The organism is Curtobacterium sp. MCPF17_031 (genome assembly GCF_003234035.1).
Taxonomy (GTDB): domain Bacteria; phylum Actinomycetota; class Actinomycetes; order Actinomycetales; family Microbacteriaceae; genus Curtobacterium.
Genome location: NZ_QKSG01000007.1, coordinates 170,145 through 189,847, shown reverse-complemented (window position 1 = coordinate 189,847; position 19,703 = coordinate 170,145). Strand labels below are relative to the sequence as shown.

The 19,703-nt window shown below is 71.3% G+C and carries 22 protein-coding genes; 14 read left to right on the top strand and 8 right to left on the bottom strand.

Annotated elements, in window-relative coordinates:
• Positions 1-11 precede the first annotated feature (11 nt).
• Complete coding sequence (locus DEJ31_RS11760) at positions 12-926, top strand: LysR family transcriptional regulator (protein WP_111121941.1); 915 nt, start codon at positions 12-14, stop codon at positions 924-926.
• A gap of 296 nt (positions 927-1,222) precedes the next feature.
• Here the strand turns inward: DEJ31_RS11760 and DEJ31_RS11755 are convergent, their stop codons facing one another.
• From DEJ31_RS11755 to DEJ31_RS11745, 3 genes are all read right to left on the bottom strand, one after another.
• Positions 1,223-1,564 carry a hypothetical protein gene (locus tag DEJ31_RS11755; RefSeq protein ID WP_111121940.1) on the bottom strand — a complete coding sequence of 114 codons (342 nt, stop codon included), beginning with the start codon at positions 1,562-1,564 and terminating at the stop codon, positions 1,223-1,225.
• A gap of 123 nt (positions 1,565-1,687) precedes the next feature.
• Complete coding sequence (locus DEJ31_RS11750; protein WP_111121939.1) at positions 1,688-2,821, bottom strand: hypothetical protein; 1,134 nt, start codon at positions 2,819-2,821, stop codon at positions 1,688-1,690.
• Positions 2,818-3,360, bottom strand: coding sequence for a hypothetical protein (locus tag DEJ31_RS11745; protein WP_111044572.1), 543 nt, complete (start codon positions 3,358-3,360; stop codon positions 2,818-2,820). The genes DEJ31_RS11750 and DEJ31_RS11745 overlap by 4 nt, the downstream gene beginning before the upstream one ends.
• Positions 3,361-3,493: 133 nt before the next feature.
• Between DEJ31_RS11745 and DEJ31_RS11740 the strand changes: the two genes are divergently transcribed.
• Positions 3,494-4,636: a geranylgeranyl reductase family protein gene (locus DEJ31_RS11740; protein WP_111121938.1), complete on the top strand. Its 1,143-nt coding sequence runs from the start codon at positions 3,494-3,496 to the stop codon at positions 4,634-4,636.
• 48 nt (positions 4,637-4,684) lie between these two features.
• On the opposite strand, the gene purB is transcribed toward DEJ31_RS11740, so the two are convergent.
• The 3 genes from purB to DEJ31_RS11725 form a co-directional block, all read right to left on the bottom strand.
• Positions 4,685-6,070, bottom strand: a complete 1,386-nt coding sequence (purB, locus tag DEJ31_RS11735; RefSeq protein ID WP_111121937.1) for an adenylosuccinate lyase — start codon at positions 6,068-6,070, stop codon at positions 4,685-4,687.
• Positions 6,067-6,579, bottom strand: a complete 513-nt coding sequence (locus DEJ31_RS11730; protein WP_110905026.1) for a low molecular weight protein-tyrosine-phosphatase — start codon at positions 6,577-6,579, stop codon at positions 6,067-6,069. Before DEJ31_RS11730 ends, purB begins: the two co-directional genes overlap by 4 nt.
• 74 nt (positions 6,580-6,653) lie before the next feature.
• Positions 6,654-7,055 carry a phage holin family protein gene (locus DEJ31_RS11725; protein ID WP_110904996.1) on the bottom strand — a complete coding sequence of 134 codons (402 nt, stop codon included), beginning with the start codon at positions 7,053-7,055 and terminating at the stop codon, positions 6,654-6,656.
• A gap of 52 nt (positions 7,056-7,107) precedes the next feature.
• Between DEJ31_RS11725 and DEJ31_RS11720 the strand changes: the two genes are divergently transcribed.
• From DEJ31_RS11720 to DEJ31_RS11695, 6 genes are all read left to right on the top strand, one after another.
• Entirely contained in the window at positions 7,108-8,214 is a 1,107-nt protein-coding gene (locus DEJ31_RS11720; protein WP_110904995.1) for a histidinol-phosphate transaminase, read from the top strand.
• A gap of 5 nt (positions 8,215-8,219) precedes the next feature.
• Entirely contained in the window at positions 8,220-9,356 is a 1,137-nt protein-coding gene (locus DEJ31_RS11715; protein ID WP_111121936.1) for a thiamine pyrophosphate-dependent dehydrogenase E1 component subunit alpha, read from the top strand.
• A gap of 86 nt (positions 9,357-9,442) precedes the next feature.
• Positions 9,443-10,402, top strand: coding sequence for an alpha-ketoacid dehydrogenase subunit beta (locus DEJ31_RS11710; protein ID WP_110905025.1), 960 nt, complete (start codon positions 9,443-9,445; stop codon positions 10,400-10,402).
• A gap of 44 nt (positions 10,403-10,446) precedes the next feature.
• Positions 10,447-12,015, top strand: a complete 1,569-nt coding sequence (locus DEJ31_RS11705; RefSeq protein ID WP_111121935.1) for a dihydrolipoamide acetyltransferase family protein — start codon at positions 10,447-10,449, stop codon at positions 12,013-12,015.
• Between the two features lie 114 nt (positions 12,016-12,129).
• Positions 12,130-12,705 (top strand): GNAT family N-acetyltransferase, encoded by a 576-nt coding sequence (locus DEJ31_RS11700; RefSeq protein WP_111121934.1) that lies wholly within the window; start codon positions 12,130-12,132, stop codon positions 12,703-12,705.
• A 109-nt stretch (positions 12,706-12,814) separates the two neighbouring features.
• Entirely contained in the window at positions 12,815-13,549 is a 735-nt protein-coding gene (locus tag DEJ31_RS11695) for a GntR family transcriptional regulator (protein WP_110904991.1), read from the top strand.
• Positions 13,550-13,610: 61 nt separating this feature from the next.
• On the opposite strand, the gene DEJ31_RS11690 is transcribed toward DEJ31_RS11695, so the two are convergent.
• The gene (locus DEJ31_RS11690; RefSeq protein ID WP_110904990.1) at positions 13,611-14,063 is read right to left on the bottom strand and encodes a PTS glucose transporter subunit IIA; all 453 of its coding nucleotides are present in this window, start codon (positions 14,061-14,063) and stop codon (positions 13,611-13,613) included.
• Entirely contained in the window at positions 14,060-14,296 is a 237-nt protein-coding gene (locus tag DEJ31_RS11685; RefSeq protein ID WP_110823137.1) for a glucose PTS transporter subunit EIIB, read from the bottom strand. Before DEJ31_RS11685 ends, DEJ31_RS11690 begins: the two co-directional genes overlap by 4 nt.
• Before the next feature lie 180 nt (positions 14,297-14,476).
• Here DEJ31_RS11685 and DEJ31_RS11680 point away from each other — a divergent pair, with 180 nt between their 5' ends.
• From DEJ31_RS11680 to DEJ31_RS11655, 6 genes are all read left to right on the top strand, one after another.
• Positions 14,477-15,745: a PTS transporter subunit EIIC gene (locus DEJ31_RS11680; protein WP_110904989.1), complete on the top strand. Its 1,269-nt coding sequence runs from the start codon at positions 14,477-14,479 to the stop codon at positions 15,743-15,745.
• A 124-nt stretch (positions 15,746-15,869) separates the two neighbouring features.
• Positions 15,870-16,775, top strand: coding sequence for a metal ABC transporter solute-binding protein, Zn/Mn family (locus tag DEJ31_RS11675; RefSeq protein WP_110905113.1), 906 nt, complete (start codon positions 15,870-15,872; stop codon positions 16,773-16,775).
• A complete protein-coding gene (locus tag DEJ31_RS11670) occupies positions 16,772-17,665 on the top strand; it encodes a metal ABC transporter ATP-binding protein (protein ID WP_111121933.1) in 894 nt (297 codons plus the stop codon). Before DEJ31_RS11675 ends, DEJ31_RS11670 begins: the two co-directional genes overlap by 4 nt.
• Entirely contained in the window at positions 17,665-18,585 is a 921-nt protein-coding gene (locus DEJ31_RS11665; protein WP_110905115.1) for a metal ABC transporter permease, read from the top strand. Before DEJ31_RS11670 ends, DEJ31_RS11665 begins: the two co-directional genes overlap by 1 nt.
• Entirely contained in the window at positions 18,582-19,004 is a 423-nt protein-coding gene (locus tag DEJ31_RS11660; protein ID WP_110905116.1) for a Fur family transcriptional regulator, read from the top strand. Before DEJ31_RS11665 ends, DEJ31_RS11660 begins: the two co-directional genes overlap by 4 nt.
• Before the next feature lie 10 nt (positions 19,005-19,014).
• Positions 19,015-19,701 carry an alpha/beta fold hydrolase gene (locus DEJ31_RS11655; RefSeq protein ID WP_111121958.1) on the top strand — a complete coding sequence of 229 codons (687 nt, stop codon included), beginning with the start codon at positions 19,015-19,017 and terminating at the stop codon, positions 19,699-19,701.
• The last annotated feature ends 2 nt before the right edge of the window (positions 19,702-19,703 follow it).

Genomic DNA, 19,703 nt, shown 5'->3' with positions numbered 1-19,703 from the left:
AGGGTCCCTGCATGGTCGGCTTCGACATCGCCCTGCTGCCCGTCCTCCGCGAACTCGCCGAGCGGGGCAGCGTCACCGCGGTCGCGACGGCGACGCACCGGACGCCCAGCGCGGTGTCCCAGCAGCTCCGGACCCTCCAGCGGCAGGCCGGTGTCCCGCTCGTCGAGCGCATCGGTCGCGGCGTCCGGCTCACCGAGCACGGCCGGGTCCTGGCGGGCCTCGCCACCGGCGTCGCCACGGCACTGGCGACCGTCGAGTCAGCCTGGACCGAGCACCTGGCGGGGGGCACCGGCACGGTCGACCTGGCGGTGTTCCCCTCGGCCGCCGAGCTGCTGCTGCCCGGCCTGCTCACCCGGATGCGTGCGCACCCTGGGATCGCGCTGCAGCTCTCGGACGTCGACGTCAGCGAGGGGGAGTTCGCGCCGCTCACCGCCGACCACGACATCGTCATCGGCCACCGCCCGGACGGCGGGCGGGGCGCGGACCGCCGGAGCGTCGAGACCGTCCCGCTGCTCCGGGAACCGCTCGACGTCGCCCTGCCGCTCGACCACCCGCTGGCGGACCGGCACCGTGTCGGCATCGAGGACGTCGTCGGCGCGACCTGGATCGGTGTCCCGGAGGACTACCCCATCGACCGGGTGCTCACCGCGATGGCCGCCGCGACCGACGCACCGCCCGAGGTCGCGTTCCGCACGATCCACCTGCCCGTCATCGAGAACCTGGTGGCGGCCGGACACGGCATCGCGCTCGTCCCGCGGTACACCTCGCGGACTCGGGCGCCGGGCCGGTTCCGGCTGGCGACCCTGGCGGACGTCCGCGCCGGACGACGGATCGAAGCCCTCGTCCGTCCCGACCGTGCGGTCCGACCCGCGGTCCGGATCGTCCTGGAGGCCCTGGTCGCCGAGGCCACGGCCGTCACGGCCTGAGACGGCCCGGACAGGCCACATCGCTCCGCTACGCACGGTGCGTATTGCCCGCCCTACCGGGAGCCGCTACGCTGCAGGCGTAGCACGGGGGGTGTTACGGGGCGACCGGTCGTCCGGGGTGCGTGGTTGAGGGGGTCGGGTGACCGGGCTGCATCGCCAGCCCGAGCGCGCGAACCAAGCGACGACCGGCCGGCCCTCGCCCCGGCCCCGGCCCCGGCCCCGGCCCGGGCCGCCCGCGTCTCGGCAGCCCGCGTCTCCGTAGGTCCCGTCCTGCAGGCCGCGTCCCGGGGCCCCTCTCACGACCGGCCGCGTGCCTCCTCGATCTCGTGCAGGAGCGCCGTCAGGCGGTCCAGGTGCTCGGCCGTCACGTCCTGGTTCAGCGTCCGGGCGGCGTAGAGGCTGACCGGGCTGGTGCGCTCCGCCAGGGTGAACCGGAGTGCGGCGTCGATCGTCTCGGTGAGCTGGCTCGCCGGACCGCTCAGGTACGACGGGTCGATCTCGAAGTACTCCGCGATCGCCTGCAGCAGCCGCTCGTCCTCGACCACGTAGCGGTTGCCCAGGCGCATGTACTCCCAGCGCGACCGGCTGAGCTTGACGTCCCGGTCGGCCAGCCAGTCGCGGATCTTCGGGTACGTCACCGGGCCACCGTCAGGGGCGGTGATGGTGCTGCAGAGCAGGTGCAGTTTGCGGGCGAGCTCGGCGCGCTGGGCCTGCTGGCTCGGCGCGCTGGGCCTGCTGTGCCTCGGTGAGCTTGTCGTGGTTCATGGCGTCGACTCGATCCGTTCCGGGTCTCGTTCGGTGTGCTCGTCGCCGGCCGGGACGTCGTCGTCGGGCAGGCTGAGTTCGTCGATCAGGGAGTCCGTCACGCCGGTCGTGGCAGCGACGCCCATCAGGTGGATGACCCCGCGTTCGTACCAGCGGGGCCGGAACTGGCGGAGGCGGATGTTGTCCTCGAGTTCCGCCCACCGCTGGTAGAGCGCCACCTCGGCCTCTTCTCCGCGGCTCCGGAACGCGTGGGCCCGACGGACGCTCCGCGGGTAGACGCTGAACTCCGGGTGCGCCTCCATCGCGCGATCGGTGATCGGCAGGCTGACCAGGAGCAGCAGGCGGCGCCACACCGGCACCACGACCGGGCGGGCGGCCGCGAACACGACCCCGACCGCGGTCAGGCTCGCCATCGACACCACGGCCAGTTCCCAGAGCGGGTCGACGGTGCCGACCATGGCGAAGTGCCGGTCGACGAACAGCCGCACCGCGCCCGCGGCCAGGCTCTCGGTGATCCAGGCGAGGTCGACGAGCGCGGCGATGCCGATCAGCCAGACGCCCCACCGCGTCGTCCACTCGCCGTAGAGGGGCAGCCCCCGGAACGCCACCGCGGCGACCTGCACGCCGTACAGTCCGACGCAGATCGGCAGCACCGCGGCGAACAACTCGCGGGTCGGTTCGCCCGTGTACCGGCCGAGGAACGGGTCCGAGACGGCCCAGTCGCTCATCGCGAAGAGGGCGACCTGCACGGCGACGGCCACCAGGACCAGTCCCCACGTCAGGCGTTCGCCGAGGGGTCGGCGCTCACCGTGCTCGGCGCGGATGACCATGACCTCGAGGCAGCCGAGCGCGACGACCACCGCGGACCGGTACACCAGGTTCGTGACGTTGTGCCCGCCGAGCAGACCGTCGACCCAGAGGTAGACGAACGGGGCCTGCAGCGTGCACCCCAGCGCCCAGACGAGCACCCCGGGGACGAGCATCGAGCGGGGGCCGGTCTGGTCGTCGGCGTCCGGATGCGCCGGCAGCGGCTGGCGCACGTTCGGGGACAGCATCGACAGCGCTGCGAGGCCGACGGACGCCACCGTCACCACGCTCGCCACGAAGACCCAGCCGTCCAGGAGGTTCATCCGCCGAACACCCGCCCGAACCGCACGTCCCGGCCCCGTGCGCGGGCGTGCCGCATCACGCGCACACTGAGCTCCACGCCGACCAGCTCCGCCAGGCGTTCCTCGTCCTCCGAGAAGTCCGTGTGCCCGTAGAGGAACTCGAGGTCCGGCGTGTACTCCTGCTCGAGGGTCTCCCCGGACCGGACCACCCGGCGGCCGGGCATGATGCCGTCGACCTTCTCCTGGACGAACCGAGCGAACCGAGGGTCGATGCCGTGCGACTCCCCCGGTCCGTCCGGGCTGATGAGCATGTGGCCGTGCTCGTGGTTGATGACGACGAGCTGCGTGCCGGAGGGCGCCGGCGGGTAGGACACGACCGCGGTCCCGTCGTCGTACCCGGCCCAGAGCCCGTGCACGTCCTGGTGTGCGAGCCCGCGGACCAACCGGTAGGTGACCTCACGGCCGGTGACCTCCTGCACGAGGCGGCGGATCGTGGACATCGGGACCGCGCCCGGCAGCCCGTGGTCGTCGACGATCTGCACGGCGGTGTTGCGGCTCACGTCCCTCGACACGGATCCCGCTCCCCACTCCTGGCCCCCCGCGGGGCAGCCTGCACGCCCGACGCAGTCAGCGTAGCCGCTCCCATCGCCGCGAGGGCGGTCGTGAGGGCGGTCGCCGGTAGGCTCTGGCCCCATGCAGGACACGGAATCCGATCAGCCCTGGGACGTCGTGGTCGTCGGAGCCGGCCCTGCCGGTGCCACCGCAGCCCGGCACGCAGCGCTCGGCGGCGCCCGCGTCCTGCTCCTCGACAAGGCGGTCTTCCCCCGGTACAAGACCTGCGGTGGCGGCATCATCGGGCAGTCCCGACGGCGGCTCAACGACCGCGCCCTCGCGACCATCGAAGCGGACCTACCCGAAGTCGGTTTCTCGCACCGCATGGGCCGCGTGACCCGGGTCCGCACCGAGGTGCCGTTCGTCGCGATGGTCGACCGGGAGCGGTTCGACCAGGCGAACGTCGACGCTGCGCAGGAGGCCGGGGTCGTCTTCCGCGACGGCGCCAACGTCCGCGCGCTCGCCGACGAGGACGGCCGCACCCGACTGACGCTCTCGGACGGCGACGAACTGGTCGCGCGCATCGTGATCGGCGCCGACGGCTCCGGCGGTCGGGTCGGACGGTACGTCGGCGCCGTGATGGCCGTCACGGACCTCGGACTCGAGGTCGAGGTCCCGCGTCGCCCCGGGGACGCCGCCACCGGTGTGCTCCTGGACTGGGGCCCGCACCCCGGCACGTACGCCTGGGTCTTCCCGAAGGCCGAGACCCTGACCGTCGGGGTCATCGAGCAGAAGGGCCACGCCGACCAGACCCGTCGCTACCTGGACGACTGGATCGAGCGCCTCGGCCTGCACCCGACCGACCAGGACCGCAGCAGCGGCCACCTCACCCAGTGGCGCACGGGGGACTCACCGCTCCGCCGTGGCACAGTCCTGCTCGCGGGCGAGACCGCGGGCCTCCTGGAGCCGTGGACGCGCGAGGGGATCTCGTTCGCCCTGCGATCGGGGGAGTGGGCCGGAACCGCCGCTGCCGCGCACGTCGCCGGTGACCGCGCGGCGCTCGACCGCTACGAGTCGCAGGTGCGCTCGGAACTGGTCCCCGAGATCGACGCCGGGGCACAGCTGCTCCGTGTCTTCACGCGGTTCCCGGCCGGCTTCCACTTCCTCATCTCGAAGACGCCGTTCGGCCGCGGCTACTTCGTCCGGTACTGCCGCGGCGAGACGACCCTCGCCCGGGCCTTCCGGCACCGCTGGGTGCGGAAGGTCACCGGCTGGCTCGGCTGACCACCGGCCGGCCAGGCCGACGAGCCGGCCGGACCGGTCGGGTCCGGCTCAGACCTCGAGGTGGTCGACGAGTTCGTCCGCCAGGCCCGTGTAGGTCGCCGGGGTGAGGTTCGTCAGTCGGGCCTTCGCAGCATCGGAGACGTCGAGTCCGTTCACGAACGCCACGAGCTCCTGCCGCCCGATGCGCTTGCCCCGGGTGAGCTCCTTGAGCATCGCGTAGGGGTCTTCGATGTCCGACTGCCCGGCCGTGACCTCGGCGCGGATCACGGTCTGGATGGCCTCGGCCAGGACCTCCCAGTTGTGGTCGAGGTCCTCGGCGAGGCGGATCTCGTTCACCGCGATCTCGCCCAGACCACGGCGCAGGTTGTCGAGCGCGAGCAGCGAGTGCCCGAACGCGACGCCGATGTTGCGCTGGGTGGTGGAGTCGGTCAGGTCGCGCTGCAGACGGCTCGTGACCAGGGTCTCGGACAGCGTGGAGAACAGCGCCGAGGAGATCTCGAGGTTGGCCTCGGCGTTCTCGAACCGGATCGGGTTGATCTTGTGTGGCATCGTCGACGACCCGGTCGCGCCGGCGACCGGGATCTGCGTGAAGTACCCCATCGAGATGTAGGTCCACACGTCGGTCGCCAGGTTGTGCAGGACGCGGTTGGCGTGCCGCACTCGGTCGTACAGCTCGGCCTGCCAGTCGTGCGACTCGATCTGCGTCGTCAGCGGGTTCCACGTCAGACCGAGGCCCTCGACGAACTCGCGGGACAGCGCGGGCCAGTCCGCCTCCGGGTCGGCGGCGAGGTGCGCCGAGAACGTGCCGGTCGCACCGGAGAACTTGCCGAGGTACTCGCCCCGCTCGACCTGGGACAGGATCCGCTCGAGTCGGTAGACGACGACCGCGATCTCCTTGCCGAGCGTGGTCGGCGTCGCGGGCTGGCCGTGGGTGTGCGAGAGCATCGGCACGGCCCGGAGGCTCGTGGCCATCTCCCGCAGGCGCTCCACGACCGCGCGTGCGGACGGCAGCCAGACGTGTTCGACGGCGTCACGGACGGTCAGCGCGTAGGAGAGGTTGTTGACGTCCTCGCTGGTCGCGGCGAAGTGCGTCAGCTCGGCGACGGCGTCGAGGCCCAGGTCGCTGAGACGGCGGCGGACGAAGTACTCGACTGCCTTGACGTCGTGGCGGGTGGTCGCCTCGATCTCGGCGAGCTCCGCGATCTGCTCCTGGCCGAAGTCGTCGACCAGGGCACGGAGCGCGGCCTTGTCGTCGACGGACAGCGGGGAGGTGGTGAACATCGCGTGGTCGGTGAGGAACACGAGCCATTCGACCTCGACCCGGATCCGGGCACGGTTGAGGCCGGCTTCGGACAGGTGCTCGCCCACCGTGTGCACGATCGGGTAGTAGCGCCCGTCGAGCGGGCTGATCGGCTGCGGGGGAAGGGGGGTCATGGGGCTCCCTGGCGGACTGCCGGCTCGAGCTGGTGGAAGAGCGCCCGGCAGGCCCGTTCGACCGTGCTGAGCACCCGGTCGAACTCGTGTCGGTCCGCGTAGTACGGGTCCGGCACGTCGGCCTGCTGAGGCCAGGCGTCGTCGTACCGCAACAGGAGCGTCACCTTCGCGGCGTCGTCCATGGTGGGGGCCCACGAGCGCAGGATGCGTTCGTGGGATCGGTCGAGTGCGACCACCAGGTCGAGGTCCGGGAACCGGTCCGGGTCGAACTGACGGGCGCGATGCCTGCTGCCATCGTATCCGCGTGCCGCGAGGGCTGCGATCGTGCGCTCGTCGGCGGGTTCGCCGACGTGCCAGTCCCCGGTGCCTGCGGACTCGACCACGAACCGGTCCGCCAAGCCGGCGTCGGCGGCCACCTGCGCGAAGACGATCTCGGCCATCGGGGACCGGCAGATGTTGCCGCTGCAGACGAAGGAGACACGGAAGGGCGACGGGGCGCCGGCGTCCATGGTCATGTGCACATCATGGCCCAGCCGGACGCCGGACGCGATGCCCGGCCACCAGGCGCGATGGTCGCCCGGCCTCAGGCGCGACCGCGGCCGCCCAGGACCGGACGGGCGACCAGGCCGACGAGCCAGGCGAAGACCGCCAACACGAAGGCCCCGACGATGCCCCAGCCGAACGACTCCACCGACAGGCCGAAGCCCAGCCCGGTCGAGATCCCGGCGACGATGAGCAGCAGGACCGCGTTGACGACGAACGAGATCAGCCCGAGCGTCAGGACGTAGAGGGGGAACGCCACGATCCGGATCAGCGTGCCGATCACCGCGTTGACGATGCCGAACACCAGCGCGACGAGCAGGTACGTCAGAACGGTCTCGACGGGACCACCGTCCCCGAAGGAGTCGACGGCGACTCCGCTCACGAGGAGCGTGGTGAGCCAGAGGGCGACGGCGTTGACGATGAGCCGGACGAGGAACCGCATGGCCCCATGATGCCCGCCCTCCCCGCGAACAGGCCGCCGGTACGCTGGGACGGTGACCGACCAGTCCGTGCCGACCGTGCACATCCGCCCCGAGATCGCCGTGCTGCCGCCCTACAAGCAGGGACGTCAGGCCGCTCCGGACGCTCTGAAGCTCTCGAGCAACGAGAACCCCTTCCCGCCGCTGGCCGGGGTGGTCGAGGCGGTGCAGGCGCAGACGGCCTTCAACCGCTACCCCGACGCCACGGCGCTCGCGGTCCGTGCGGTGCTCGCGAACCGGTTCGGCACCACCGTGGACGAGGTGCACGTCGCCCCGGGCAGCGTCGCGATCCTGCACGAGCTGGCGAAGGCGACCTCCGGCCCGGGTGACGAGGTCGTCTACGCCTGGCGGTCCTTCGAGGCGTACCCGGGTGTCGTCACGGTCGCCGGTGCCACGAGCGTGCAGGTCCCGAACCGTCCCGACGGTGGCCACGACCTCGACGCGATGGCGGCGGCGGTGACCGAGCGCACCCGCATGGTCATCGTGTGCACGCCGAACAACCCCACCGGCCCGATCGTCACCGGCGCGGAGTTCGGCGCGTTCATGGAGCGGGTGCCGACCTCGGTGCTCGTGGTCCTCGACGAGGCCTACGCCGAGTTCGTCACCGACGTCGATGCGGTCCGCGGGCCGGCGCTGCTCGAGCGGTACCCGAACCTCGTGGTGCTCCGGACCTTCTCGAAGGCGTACGGACTCGCGGGCCTCCGGGTCGGGTACGCGCTCGGACCGGCATACGTCCTCGACGCCGTCCGTGCCTGCGCCATCCCGCTGTCCGTCACGGCGCAGGGCCAGGCGGCCGCGCTGGCCAGTCTCGAGCGCGAGGGTGAGCTGCTGGACCGCGTCGCCGAACTGGCCGAGCGCCGGGACCGGATCCGCGCGGGGCTGCTCGAACAGGGGTGGGACGTCCCGGCGGCGCAGGGCAACTTCGTGTGGCTGCCGACTGGCGAGCACACCGCCTTCGCCGCCGAGGCCTTCGAGCACGCCGGGCTGATCGTCCGGGCCTTCGCGCCCGAGGGCATCCGCATCTCGATCGGGGAGCACGAGGCTGTCGCAAAGCTCCTCGAAACCGCGAGTGCCGTTGTGGAACGTCTCACAACGACGGCTCCTGAGCGGCCGGTACGCTGACGGACATGTTGTTCCGCGCCGCGGCTCCTGCGACGACCCCCGTCCAGCTCCTCGATGCCGAGGGCCGGTTCGTGGAGACCGACGAGAACGCCGAACTCGCCGCCGTCGCCCGGGCCCTCCCCGATGAGACCCTGCTCGCCATGCACCGCCAGATGGTGCTCACCCGACGCTTCGACCACGCCGCCGGCAACCTGCAGCGCACCGGTCAGCTCGGACTCTGGGCGCCGAGTCACGGGCAGGAGGCGGCGCAGGTCGGCTCCGCGTTCGCGCTCCGCCCCCAGGACCACCTCTTCCCCTCGTACCGCGAGCACGCCGTCGTGATGCAGCGCGGGGTCGAGCCGATGGAGATCATCTCGCTCTTCCGTGGCCAGGCCCACGGCAACTGGGACCCGGACGCCCGCGGCAACACGCACATCTACACGCTCGTCATCGGCGCGCAGACCCTGCACGCCACCGGCTACGCCATGGGTCAGGCGCTCGACGGCGTCGTCGGCACCGGCGACCCGGACGTCGACGAGTGCTCGATCGTCTACTTCGGTGACGGCGCGACCAGCCAGGGCGACGTGAACGAGGCGTACGTGTTCGCCGCCTCGCACACCGCGCCGGTCGTCTTCTTCCTGCAGAACAACCACTGGGCGATCTCGGTGCCGGTCTCGGTGCAGTCCCCGACCCCGCTCGTCGACCGTCCGCGAGGCTTCGGCATCCCGAGCATCAAGGTCGACGGCAACGACGTGTTGGCCTCGTACGCGGCGAGTCTCGTCGCGACCGACCACGCCCGCAGCGGTCAGGGCCCGGCGTTCGTCGAGGCCGAGACCTACCGCATCGGTGCGCACACCAGCTCGGACGACCCGACGCGGTACCGCGGCGACGACGAGCTCGCCGGTTGGGTCGCCCGCGACCCGATCACCCGGTCCGAGGCGTACCTGCGCAGCAAGGGCGCCACCGACGCCCAGTTCGCCGAGTTCGACGCCGAGGGCGAGCAGATCGCCGCCGACATCCGGACCCGCACGAGTGCCCTCCAGGACCCGCCGATGGAGGCGATGTTCGACAACGTCTACCGTGAGCCGCACCCGCGCATCGACGAGCAGCGCGCATGGCTCCGGGACTACGAGGCCGGCCAGGACGCAGGAGCCCACGCATGAGCACCACCGAGCAGCTCTTCGACTACACGTTGCGCACGCACCCCGGCGCGGGCGAGGTCCCCGAGGACCCGACCCCGACCCTCCCGATGGCCAAGGCGCTCAACGCCGGCCTGGCGAAGGCGATGGAGGCGGACGACAAGGTCCTGCTGATGGGCGAGGACATCGGCCGTCTGGGCGGCGTCTTCCGCATCACCGAGGGCCTGCAGGACCGCTTCGGTGCCGACCGCGTCCGGGACACCCCGCTCGCCGAGTCCGGCATCGTCGGCACCGCGATCGGCCTGGCGCTGCGCGGCTACCGTCCCGTCATCGAGATCCAGTTCGACGGCTTCGTCTGGCCCGCCTTCAACCAGATCACCTCGCAGCTGGCGAAGATGGCGAACCGACTGCCGGCCCACATGTCGCTGCCGATCGTCATCCGGATCCCCTACGGCGGGCACATCGGCGCGATCGAGCACCACCAGGAGAGCCCGGAGACGTACTTCGCGCACACCCCGGGGCTGCGCGTGGTCAGCCCGAGCACCCCGAACGACGCCTACTGGATGATCCAGGAGGCCATCGCGTCGAAGGACCCGGTGGTCTTCTTCGAGCCGAAGTCGCGCTACTGGCCGAAGGGCCAGGTCGACCTGGTCGACGGCCACGTGCCGATGCACACGACCCGCGTCGCCCGCACCGGCACCGAGGTCACCCTCGTCGGCCACGGTGCGATGGTCGCGACGCTCATGCAGGCCGCCGACATCGCGGAGGCCGAGGGCACCAGCTGCGAGGTCGTCGACCTCCGCTCGATCTCGCCGATCGACTGGGAGCCACTGCTCGCCTCGGTGCGCAAGACCGGCCGCCTGGTCATCGCGCAGGAGGACTCGGGCTTCATCAGCGTCGGCAGCGAGATCGCCGCGACCGTCGCCGAGCGGGCGTTCTACACGCTGCAGGCCCCGCCGCTGCGGGTGTCCGGGTTCGACATCCCCTTCCCGCAGTCGAAGCTCGAGCACTTCCACCTGCCCGACGCCGACCGCGTCCTCGAGGCCGTCGACCGCGCCCTCGCCTACTGACCCGCACCACTTCCGTACGAACGAACCCTGCTGAAGGAGCCGACGTGGCCGTCGCCGAATTCCCCCTGCCCGACGTGGGGGAGGGCCTGACCGAGGCCGAGATCGTCCAGTGGCGCGTCGCCCCCGGTGACGAGATCGCCGTGGACCAGGTGCTCGTCGAGATCGAGACCGCGAAGTCGCTGGTCGAGCTGCCGTCGCCGTTCGCCGGCACCGTCACCGGCCTGCTCGTCGCCGAGGGCGACACGGTCGAGGTCGGCAGCCCGATCATCCGCGTCGAGTCCGACGCGGTCGAGCCGGTGGGGAGAAGCACGGCCCCCGTCGCCGACAGCGCCCCGGCCGCGCAGGCCCCCGCGCCCGCTCCGGTGGCACCGGCTCCGGTGGCACCCGCTCCGGCGGCACCCGCGCCCGTCGCGCAGGCTCCGGTCCCCGCCCCGGCCGCTCCGGCCCATGCAGCTCCGGCTCACGCCGCCGCTGCCCCCGCGCCGGCCCAGGTCGCCGTCGACGCCGGTGTCGTCGGTGCCGACGAGGGCTCCGGTGCCGTGCTCGTCGGCTACGGCTCCGCCACCTCCGCACCCTCCCGCCGGAAGCCGGGTGCCCGCCGGGCCGCGGCCGCCGCTGCGGAGGCGAGCCGCGCCTCCAGTCGGGAGGCCGACCTGTCGTTCGTGACGGACGAGGGTGAGGCGACCACCGCCGACGCCGTCGCCGCCCAGGGGCGTCGTCCCGCGCGGCCGTCGATGCCGAGCGCCTCGGCGCTGCAGGTGATGGCGAAGCCGCCGATCCGGAAGCTCGCGAAGGACCTGGACGTCGACCTGAGCACGGTCGTCCCCACCGGCCTCGCCGGCGAGGTCACGCGTGACGACGTGATCCGGCACGCCAAGCAGGCGAGCGTCTTCCGCAACATCGAGACGCCCGAGTGGGGCGGTGTCCGCCAGGAGACCATCCCGGTCAAGGGCGTCCGCAAGGCCATCGCGACCGCGATGACCACCTCGGCGTTCACGGCGCCGCACGTGTCGCTGTTCGTGGACGTCGACGCGACCCGCACCATGGAGTTCGTCAAGCGCCTCAAGGAGTCGCCGACGTTCGCCGGGGTGAAGGTCAGCCCGCTCCTCATCATGGCGAAGGCCGTGATCTGGGCCGTCCGTCGCAACCGCTCCGTGAACTCGTCGTGGACCGACCGCGAGATCATCGTCCACCACTTCGTGAACCTCGGGTTCGCTGCGGCCACCCCGCGCGGGCTGCTCGTGCCGAACATCAAGGACGCGCAGGACATGTCGCTCCTCGAGCTCGCGAAGGCGATCGAGGAGATGACCCTCACGGCCCGTGACGGCAAGACGTCCCCGGCGCAGATGGCCGACGGCACGATCACGATCACGAACATCGGTGTCTTCGGCATGGACACCGGCACGCCGATCCTCAACCCGGGCGAGGTCGCCATCGTCGCGATGGGCACCATCAAGCCGAAGCCGTGGGTCGTCGACGGGGACGTGCGCTCGCGCATGGTGACCACGATCGGTGCCTCGTTCGACCACCGTGTCGTCGACGGGGACGTGGCGTCGCGCTTCGTGCACGACGTCGCTTCGGTCATCGAGGAGCCCGCGCTCCTGCTCGACTGAGCGGGGCGACCGCGCGGCCCGATCCGGCCGAACGACGCCGACGGATCGGTCCGGGTCGCGCGGTCTTGGTGTGCCGTTCACGCCGATGTCGGCGGAGCGGGGGATGATCAGCACATGGTCCACCAGCTGCTCGTGCCGCAGCAGGAGATCCGGACGGGTCGCCTGGTGCTCACGCCCGTGACGCCCGCGGACATCGACGCGGTCCACGAGCTCTTCTCGGACGCCCGGACATGGACGCACCTCCCGGCCGGGCGACACACCTCCCGCGCCGCAACGCAGGACCTGGTGCAGCGGAAGATCGGCGGGCGCGTCCGACACGGGCTCGGCTCGTGGGCGATCCGAGCGGCCGACTCCGGTGTGTTCCTCGGCATCGGCGGTGTCGACCTCACCGCCGGCGGCGTCTGGAACCTCGGGTACCGCCTGGCCCCGGAGCACCACGGCCACGGCTACGCGACCGAGGTCGCCCGGGCCGCGGTGGACGCCGCACGCGAACTGCGCCCGGACGTCCCGGTGACCGCCCGGGTGCTCACGAACAACCCGGCATCGGCTCGTGTGCTCGCCCGGGTGGGGCTGACCCAGGTCTGGCAGGGCTCGACACGGACGGCAGCGCCCGAGGGCGTCGAGTGCCAGGTGTGGAGCGACCGGACGCTGACGCCGGCGCAGCTGGACTGGCTCGTCGCGAACGCCTGACCGGCCCGGCGCAGGGCTCCCACGGCGGTTGCACGCGTGGGTGCGGCCGGTACTGTGGGTGAACTGGTCATGTCCGCACAGGACCACCTGATCCACACGAGGAGTCCGCTTGCCGAGCCGCATCACCGAGGGTGCTGAACCGAAGCACCAGCAGCTGCGGCGGATCCTGCTCGACCAGATCACGACCCGCCTCGCGCCGGGCGCCGCTATCCCCTCGGAGCGACAGCTCATCGCCGAGTACGGCGTCTCGCGCATCACCGTGCGGGAGGCCCTGGGCCAGCTGGTGAACGAGGGACACCTCGAGCGCGTCCGCGGCAAGGGCACCTTCGTCGCGAACCGCCCGATGCAGTCGACCCTGCACCTGGCCTCGTTCACCGAGGAGATGCGCGCGATGGGGCACGTGCCGACGACGGTCGTGCTGATCCGGGAGGAACGCGTCCCGCCCGCCGCGACGGTCGCGGCCCTGCACCTCGGCGAGGGCGAGACCGCGCACCACCTCAAGCGCCTGCGGATGGCCGACGGAGCGCCGGTCTCGGTCGACGACGCCTGGCTCGCCGCGGACGTGTTCCCCGGCTTGCTCGACCACGACCTGTCCGGCTCGGTGTACTCGATCGCGGCCGAGGTGTACGGGCACCCGATCGACCGGGCGCAGCAGACCGTGGCCGCCAACCCGGCGACCGACGACGTCGCGACCCTGCTCGGCACGAGGACCGGGGCGCCCCTGCTCGAGTTCGACCGGGTGTCGTACTCGGGGCCGCGGGCGGTCGAACACGCACGGAGCTGGTACCGCTCGGACCGCTACCGCGTGCAGATGGAGGTCACGGCCTCCCGGGCAGGAGCCTGACGCGGAACGGGCCGGGAGCGAGCGGCTGCTCGCTCCCGGCCCGTCCGGTCGTCGGGGTCGCTCAGACCTCGAAGAGCGCGTCGCCCTCGGCCACGGTGGTGCCGACCGTGCCCTGCGGGACGGAGTCCGGCGTCGACCCGAGCACGACCACGGGGACGACGGGGGAGTACCCGGCCGCGGTGATGGCCGCGGGGGTGAAGCGCACGACGGGGTCTCCGGCGGCGACGGTGTCGCCCTCCGCCGCGAGGAGCGTGAAGCCCTCGCCCTTGAGCTTCACGGTGTCGATGCCGACGTGCACGAGGACGTCGGTGCCCGCGGCGCCCTGCAGCGCGAACGCGTGGGGGTGCAGCTTGACGATGGTGCCGTCGACCGGGGCGACCGCGGTGACCGGACCCTCGGCGCCGGTCGGGTCGACCGCGACACCGGCGCCGACGAGCTGCTCGGCGAACACCGGGTCCGGGACGTCGGAGAGTGCGACCACCGGGCCGGCGAACGGCGTGCGGACGACCGTCACAGTTCGTCCTGGATGTCCTGCGCCAGGTTGTCCGCGATCGGACCGACGATGACCTGCCAGCCGGTGCCGCCACCGACGACGGCCTGGGCGCCGGCGGCCTTGAGTGCGTCCTTGTCGACGAGGTCGCCGTCCTCGACCTCGACGCGGAGGCGGGTGATGCAGCCTTCGACCTCGTCGATGTTGTCGGTTCCGCCGAGTGCGGCGATGATGTCGGCAGCCTTGATGTCAGCCATCTGTTTCCTCCTCGTTACGGGTTCGCTCACAGGTTGACATGCAGTCCACGGTCATCGACACTACGAACTGGTCATGACCGGACAGGACCGGGACCTGGCGACACTGCCGAGGGTACCTGCGCCGTCCACGCGACTCAACTCACCCCGAACAGCTCCACCCGATGACGAGAGGAACTCCGCATGAGCACCGCTGCCACCACGGACGTGCCGGAGAAGAAGACGCCGAAGAAGCAGTCACGCTTCTTCGCGAATGCCCAACGGCTGGGCCGGAGCCTGTTGCTCCCGATCGCGGTCATGCCGGCCGCGGGCATCCTCAACCGGATCGGGCAGCCCGACCTGCTCGGTGCGATCCCCGGGTTCGAGACCGGTGCGAGCGTCATCGGCGCCGCCGGCAACGCGATCTTCACCTGGCTGCCGCTGCTCTTCGCGGTCGGCATCGCGATCGGCTGGGCGAAGAAGTCCGACGGCACGACGGCGCTGGCCGCGGTCGTCGGCTACATGGTCATGTACGAGGTCTTCAAGACGATGTCGCCGATCGTCCTGGCGGGCGTCAAGGACTCGGCCGGCAACCAGGCGACCATCAACTTCGGTGTCCTCGGCGGCATCGTGATGGGTCTCGTCGCCGCGGGCCTGTGGCAGAAGTTCCACCGGACGAAGATGCCCGACTTCCTCGGGTTCTTCTCGGGTCGCCGTCTCGTCCCGATCCTCACCGCGGCCGCCGGTCTGGTCATCGCCGTGCTGATGTCCTTCGTCTACCGGTACTTCGACATCGGCCTCACGTGGGTCGGCGAGCAGGTCACGTCGCAGCCGGTCGTCGGTGGCGGCATCTTCGGGTTCGCCAACCGCATGCTCATCCCGGTCGGCCTGCACCAGCTGCTGAACTTCTTCCCGTGGTTCCAGCTCGGCAGCTTCGCCGGTCCGAACGGCGCCGTCTCCGGTGACATCCCGCGCTTCCTGGCGGGCGACCCCACGGCCGGCATCTTCCAGACCGGCTTCTTCCCGATCATGATGTTCGCCCTGCCCGCCGGTGCCCTGGCGATCTGGCGCAACGCCCGCCCGTCGCAGCGCAAGCTCGTCGGTGGCATCATGCTCTCCGCCGCGCTGACGTCCTTCGTGACCGGCATCACCGAGCCGCTCGAGTACTCGTTCATGTTCGTGGCCTGGCCGCTCTACGTGATCCACGCCGTGCTCACCGGCACCTCGCTGGCACTGGTGAACGCGCTCGGCATCCACGACGGCTTCTCGTTCTCCGCCGGGGCGATCGACTACGTGCTCAACTTCGGCAAGGCGCAGGGGGCGATCTGGCTCATCCCGATCGGTCTGGCGTACGCGGCGGTCTACTACTTCCTCTTCAGCTTCGTGATCAAGAAGTGGAACCTCCGGACGCCGGGTCGCGAACCGGAGGACGAGATCGCCTCGGCCTCGGTCGACGACCTCACCAAGGCGTAGGTCGCCGGGCGCGACCGAGTCACGGACGGGAGGTCCGGTGCCAGCTGCCACCGGACCTCCCGTCCGACGTTCGTGCTGATACCGGTTTTGACAATCGTTCTCATGTGGCGCTAGCGTCGTTCCCATGCACACCCGACTCCTCGCCCTGCCGCTCGTCGCCGGCGCCGCCGCGCTCGCCCTGACCGGTTGCGCGACCTCTCCCGGATCGTCCGACGGCGACGGCAAGGTCCGCGTCGTCGCCTCGACCAACGTCTACGGGTCGATCGTCCAGAGCATCGGTGGCGACCACGTCGACGTCACGAGCATCCTGGAGGACCCGTCGCAGGACCCGCACTCGTTCGAGTCGAGCGCGAAGACGCAGCTCGCCGTGTCGAAGGCGGACCTGCTGATCGAGAACGGCGGCGGTTACGACGACTTCATGTCCACGCTGGCGAAGTCCTCGAACACCGACGCCCCCACGATCAACGTGGTGGAGCTCTCGGGTCTCGACACCGGCGGTTCGGACGAGTTCAACGAGCACGTCTTCTACAGCTACCCGACCATGGTGAAGCTCGTCGCCGACGTCTCCGAGCGCCTGACGAAGCTGGACAGCGCGGACGCCAGCACGTTCCAGGCGAACGCGAAGACCCTCACCGGCAAGCTGCAGGAGCTCGAGTCGCAGACCGCCTCGGTCGAGAAGACCGTCGACGGCGACAAGGTGGCGTACACCGAGCCCGTGCCGGGGTACCTCTTCGACGCGATGGGCCTCGACAACGTGACGCCGCCGGACTTCTCCGAGGCGATCGAGGAGGGCGACGACGTCCCGCCGGCCGCGCTCAACGACACGCTCAAGCTCTTCACGAGCGGTGAGGCGAAACTGCTCGCCGTCAACGAGCAGACCTCGAGCCCCGAGACCGAACAGGTCCAGAAGGCCGCGAAGCAGGCGGGCGTACCCGTCATCGGTGTCACGGAGACGCTCCCGAAGGGGGAGGATTACGTCTCGTGGCAGCAGGCGAACATCGACGCGGTGACGGCGGCACTCCAGAAGTGACGACCCTCCAGGACCGGGACCGGACCGCCACTGCCGCGCGCAGTGGCGGTTCCGCCGTGCTCGCGCTCCGTGACGCGGGGCTCGCCTACGGCAGTCGCCGGCTCTGGGACGGCCTCGACCTCGACGTCCAGCCCGGCGAGTTCGTCGCCGTGCTGGGGCCGAACGGCGCCGGCAAGACCTCGCTGCTCCGCACCGTCCTCGGCCAGCAGCGGCTGACGAGCGGGTCGATGTCGTTCCTCGGACGCCCGGTCCGGCGCGGTCACCGGAGGATCGGGTACATCCCGCAGCAGCGGCTGATGGACTCCGGGACCCCGCTGCGTGCCCGCGACATGATCGCGCAGGGTGTCACCGGGCACCGCTGGGGCATCCGACCCGAACGCCGTGCCGAACGCGAGCGCATCGACCGGATCGTGGCGGAGGTCGGCGCGACCGCGTTCGCCGACGCGCCCGTCGCCGAGCTCTCCGGCGGCGAGCAGCAGCGAACCCGGGTCGGACAGGCGATCGCCGCCGACCCGGCACTGCTGCTCTGTGACGAGCCACTCGTCTCGCTCGACCTCCGGCACCAGCGCGGCGTCACCGAGCTCATCGACCGGCAGCGCCGACAGCAGGGTGCCGCGGTGCTCTTCGTCACCCACGACGTGAACCCGATCCTCGACGTCGTCGACCGGGTGCTCTACATCGCGGGCGGGCGCTTCCGGATCGGTGCCCCCGACGAGGTCCTGCGCGCGGACGTCCTCAGCGACCTCTACGGCACGCCCGTCGACGTCGTCCGCACGATGGGCCGCATCGTCATCGTCGGTGCGAGCGACGCCCACGACACCGCGGGCGACGGACACCACCACTGCGAGCCCTCGCCGCACGCCACCACCCCCGACGAAGGACGGATCTGATGGACGTCTGGTCGACCGTCTTCTCGTTCCAGGACTACGGCGAGCTGCTCGTCCTGGTGCGCAACTCGATCGTCGCGGGCGCCGTGCTCGGCGTCGTCGGCGGGCTCATCGGGCCGTTCGTCGTCGCCCGGAACATGCCGTTCGCGGTGCACGGCATCAGCGAGCTGTCCTTCGCCGGCGCGAGCGCCTCCTTGCTCCTCGGCGTCAACGTCGTCAGCGGCTCGGTCGTCGGGTCCCTGATCGCCGCACTGCTCATCGGGGTGCTCGGCAGTCGGGCCCGCGACCGGAACTCGATCATCGCCGTGCTCATGCCGTTCGGCCTGGGCCTCGGCATCCTCTGCCTGGCGCTCTACAAGGGCCGGGCCGCGAACAAGTTCGGCCTGCTCACCGGCCAGATCGTCTCCGTCGACAACCCGCAGCTCGGGATGCTCGTGGCCATCGCCGCGGTCGTGGTGCTCATCCTCGTGGTCATCTGGCGTCCGCTGATGTTCGCCTCGGTGGACCCTGACGTCGCCGCAGCCGCCGGCGTCCCGGTGCGCACCCTCGGTCTGGTCTTCATGCTCGCGCTCGGCCTGGCCACCGCGGTGTCGGTGCAGATCGTCGGGGCGCTCCTGGTGCTCTCGCTGCTGGTGACCCCGGCCGCCGCCGCACTGCGGGTGACGGTGAACCCGGTCCTCGTGCCGGTGCTCTCCGTCGTCTTCGCCGTGACCTCGGTGGTCGGCGGGATCCTCCTGGCCCTCGGCGGCGGACTGCCGATCAGTCCGTACGTCACCACCATCTCGTTCCTCATCTGGGTCGTCTGTCGGGTGCTCGGCGCTCGCAGGGACCGCCGTGGACGTGACCGCGTGACGGCGCGGGAGCAGCAGGTCGACCGTGGGACGGGCCTCCCGGCCGTACCGGAGCAAGGAGTCGCAGCATGAACGCCGTCCAGAAGCCACGACGCAACACCTGGCAGCGCGAAGCGGTGCGCGGAGCCCTCTCCGAGACCGAGGGGTTCGTCAGCGCGCAGTCACTGCACGCGCACCTGCGAGACGGCGGCTCCACCATCGGGCTGGCGACCGTGTACCGGGCACTGTCCGACCTGGCCACCGAGGGTGACGCCGACTCGCTGCAGCAGGACGGCGAGTCCCTGTACCGGGCCTGCACGACCGACAAGCACCACCACCACCTGATCTGCCGCGTCTGTGGGCGAACGGTCGAGATCCAGGCCGACCCGGTCGAGGAGTGGGCCCGCGCGACCGCCGCCGCGAACGGGTTCTCGAACGCCAGCCACGTCGTCGACGTGTTCGGCGAGTGTGCCGAGTGCACCGCGCGTGCCGCTGTCCGGGGTGGCGCGTAGTCTCCGCGACATGCACGTGATCCTGGTCCCCGGGTTCTGGCTCGATGCGAGCGCATGGGACGACGTCGTCCCGGTCCTCCGCGCGGCGGGCCACACCGTCGACGCCGTCACCCGACGCGGGTCGACGCTCGACGAACAGGTCGCCGACCTCGTCGCCCGGGTGGACGACGCCCCGGAGCCGGTCGTGCTGGTCGGACACTCCGGTGCGGGGCCGATCGCGTACATGGCGGCCGACCAGCGGCCCGACCGGGTGCTGCACCTGGTCTACGTCGACACCTTCCCGGGCCCGGACGGTGGATGCGTCAACGACGAACTGCCGGTCGTCGACGGACAGGTGCCCCTGCCGTCGTGGGACGTCTGGGAAGCGGCGACCCTGCGGGACATGACCCCGGAGATCCGTGCCGAGGTCGAACGACGGGCGTTCCCCGAACCCGCTCGCGTCGCGTCCGACCGGTTCCACTACGCCGACTCCGCACGGCACCGGATCCCGGCGACCGTCATCACGTGCGAGATCGCCCCGGACGAGCTGGCCGGCATGGTCGCGGACCACCAGGCCTGGGCGGCAGAGCTCGTCGCGACCGAGGAGCTCGAGATCGTCGGGCTGCACACGGGGCACTGGCCGATGTCCACCGCACCCCGGGAACTCGGTGCGCTGATCGTGCAGGCGCTGGCACCACGCCCGACCGACGGCGTCTGAGG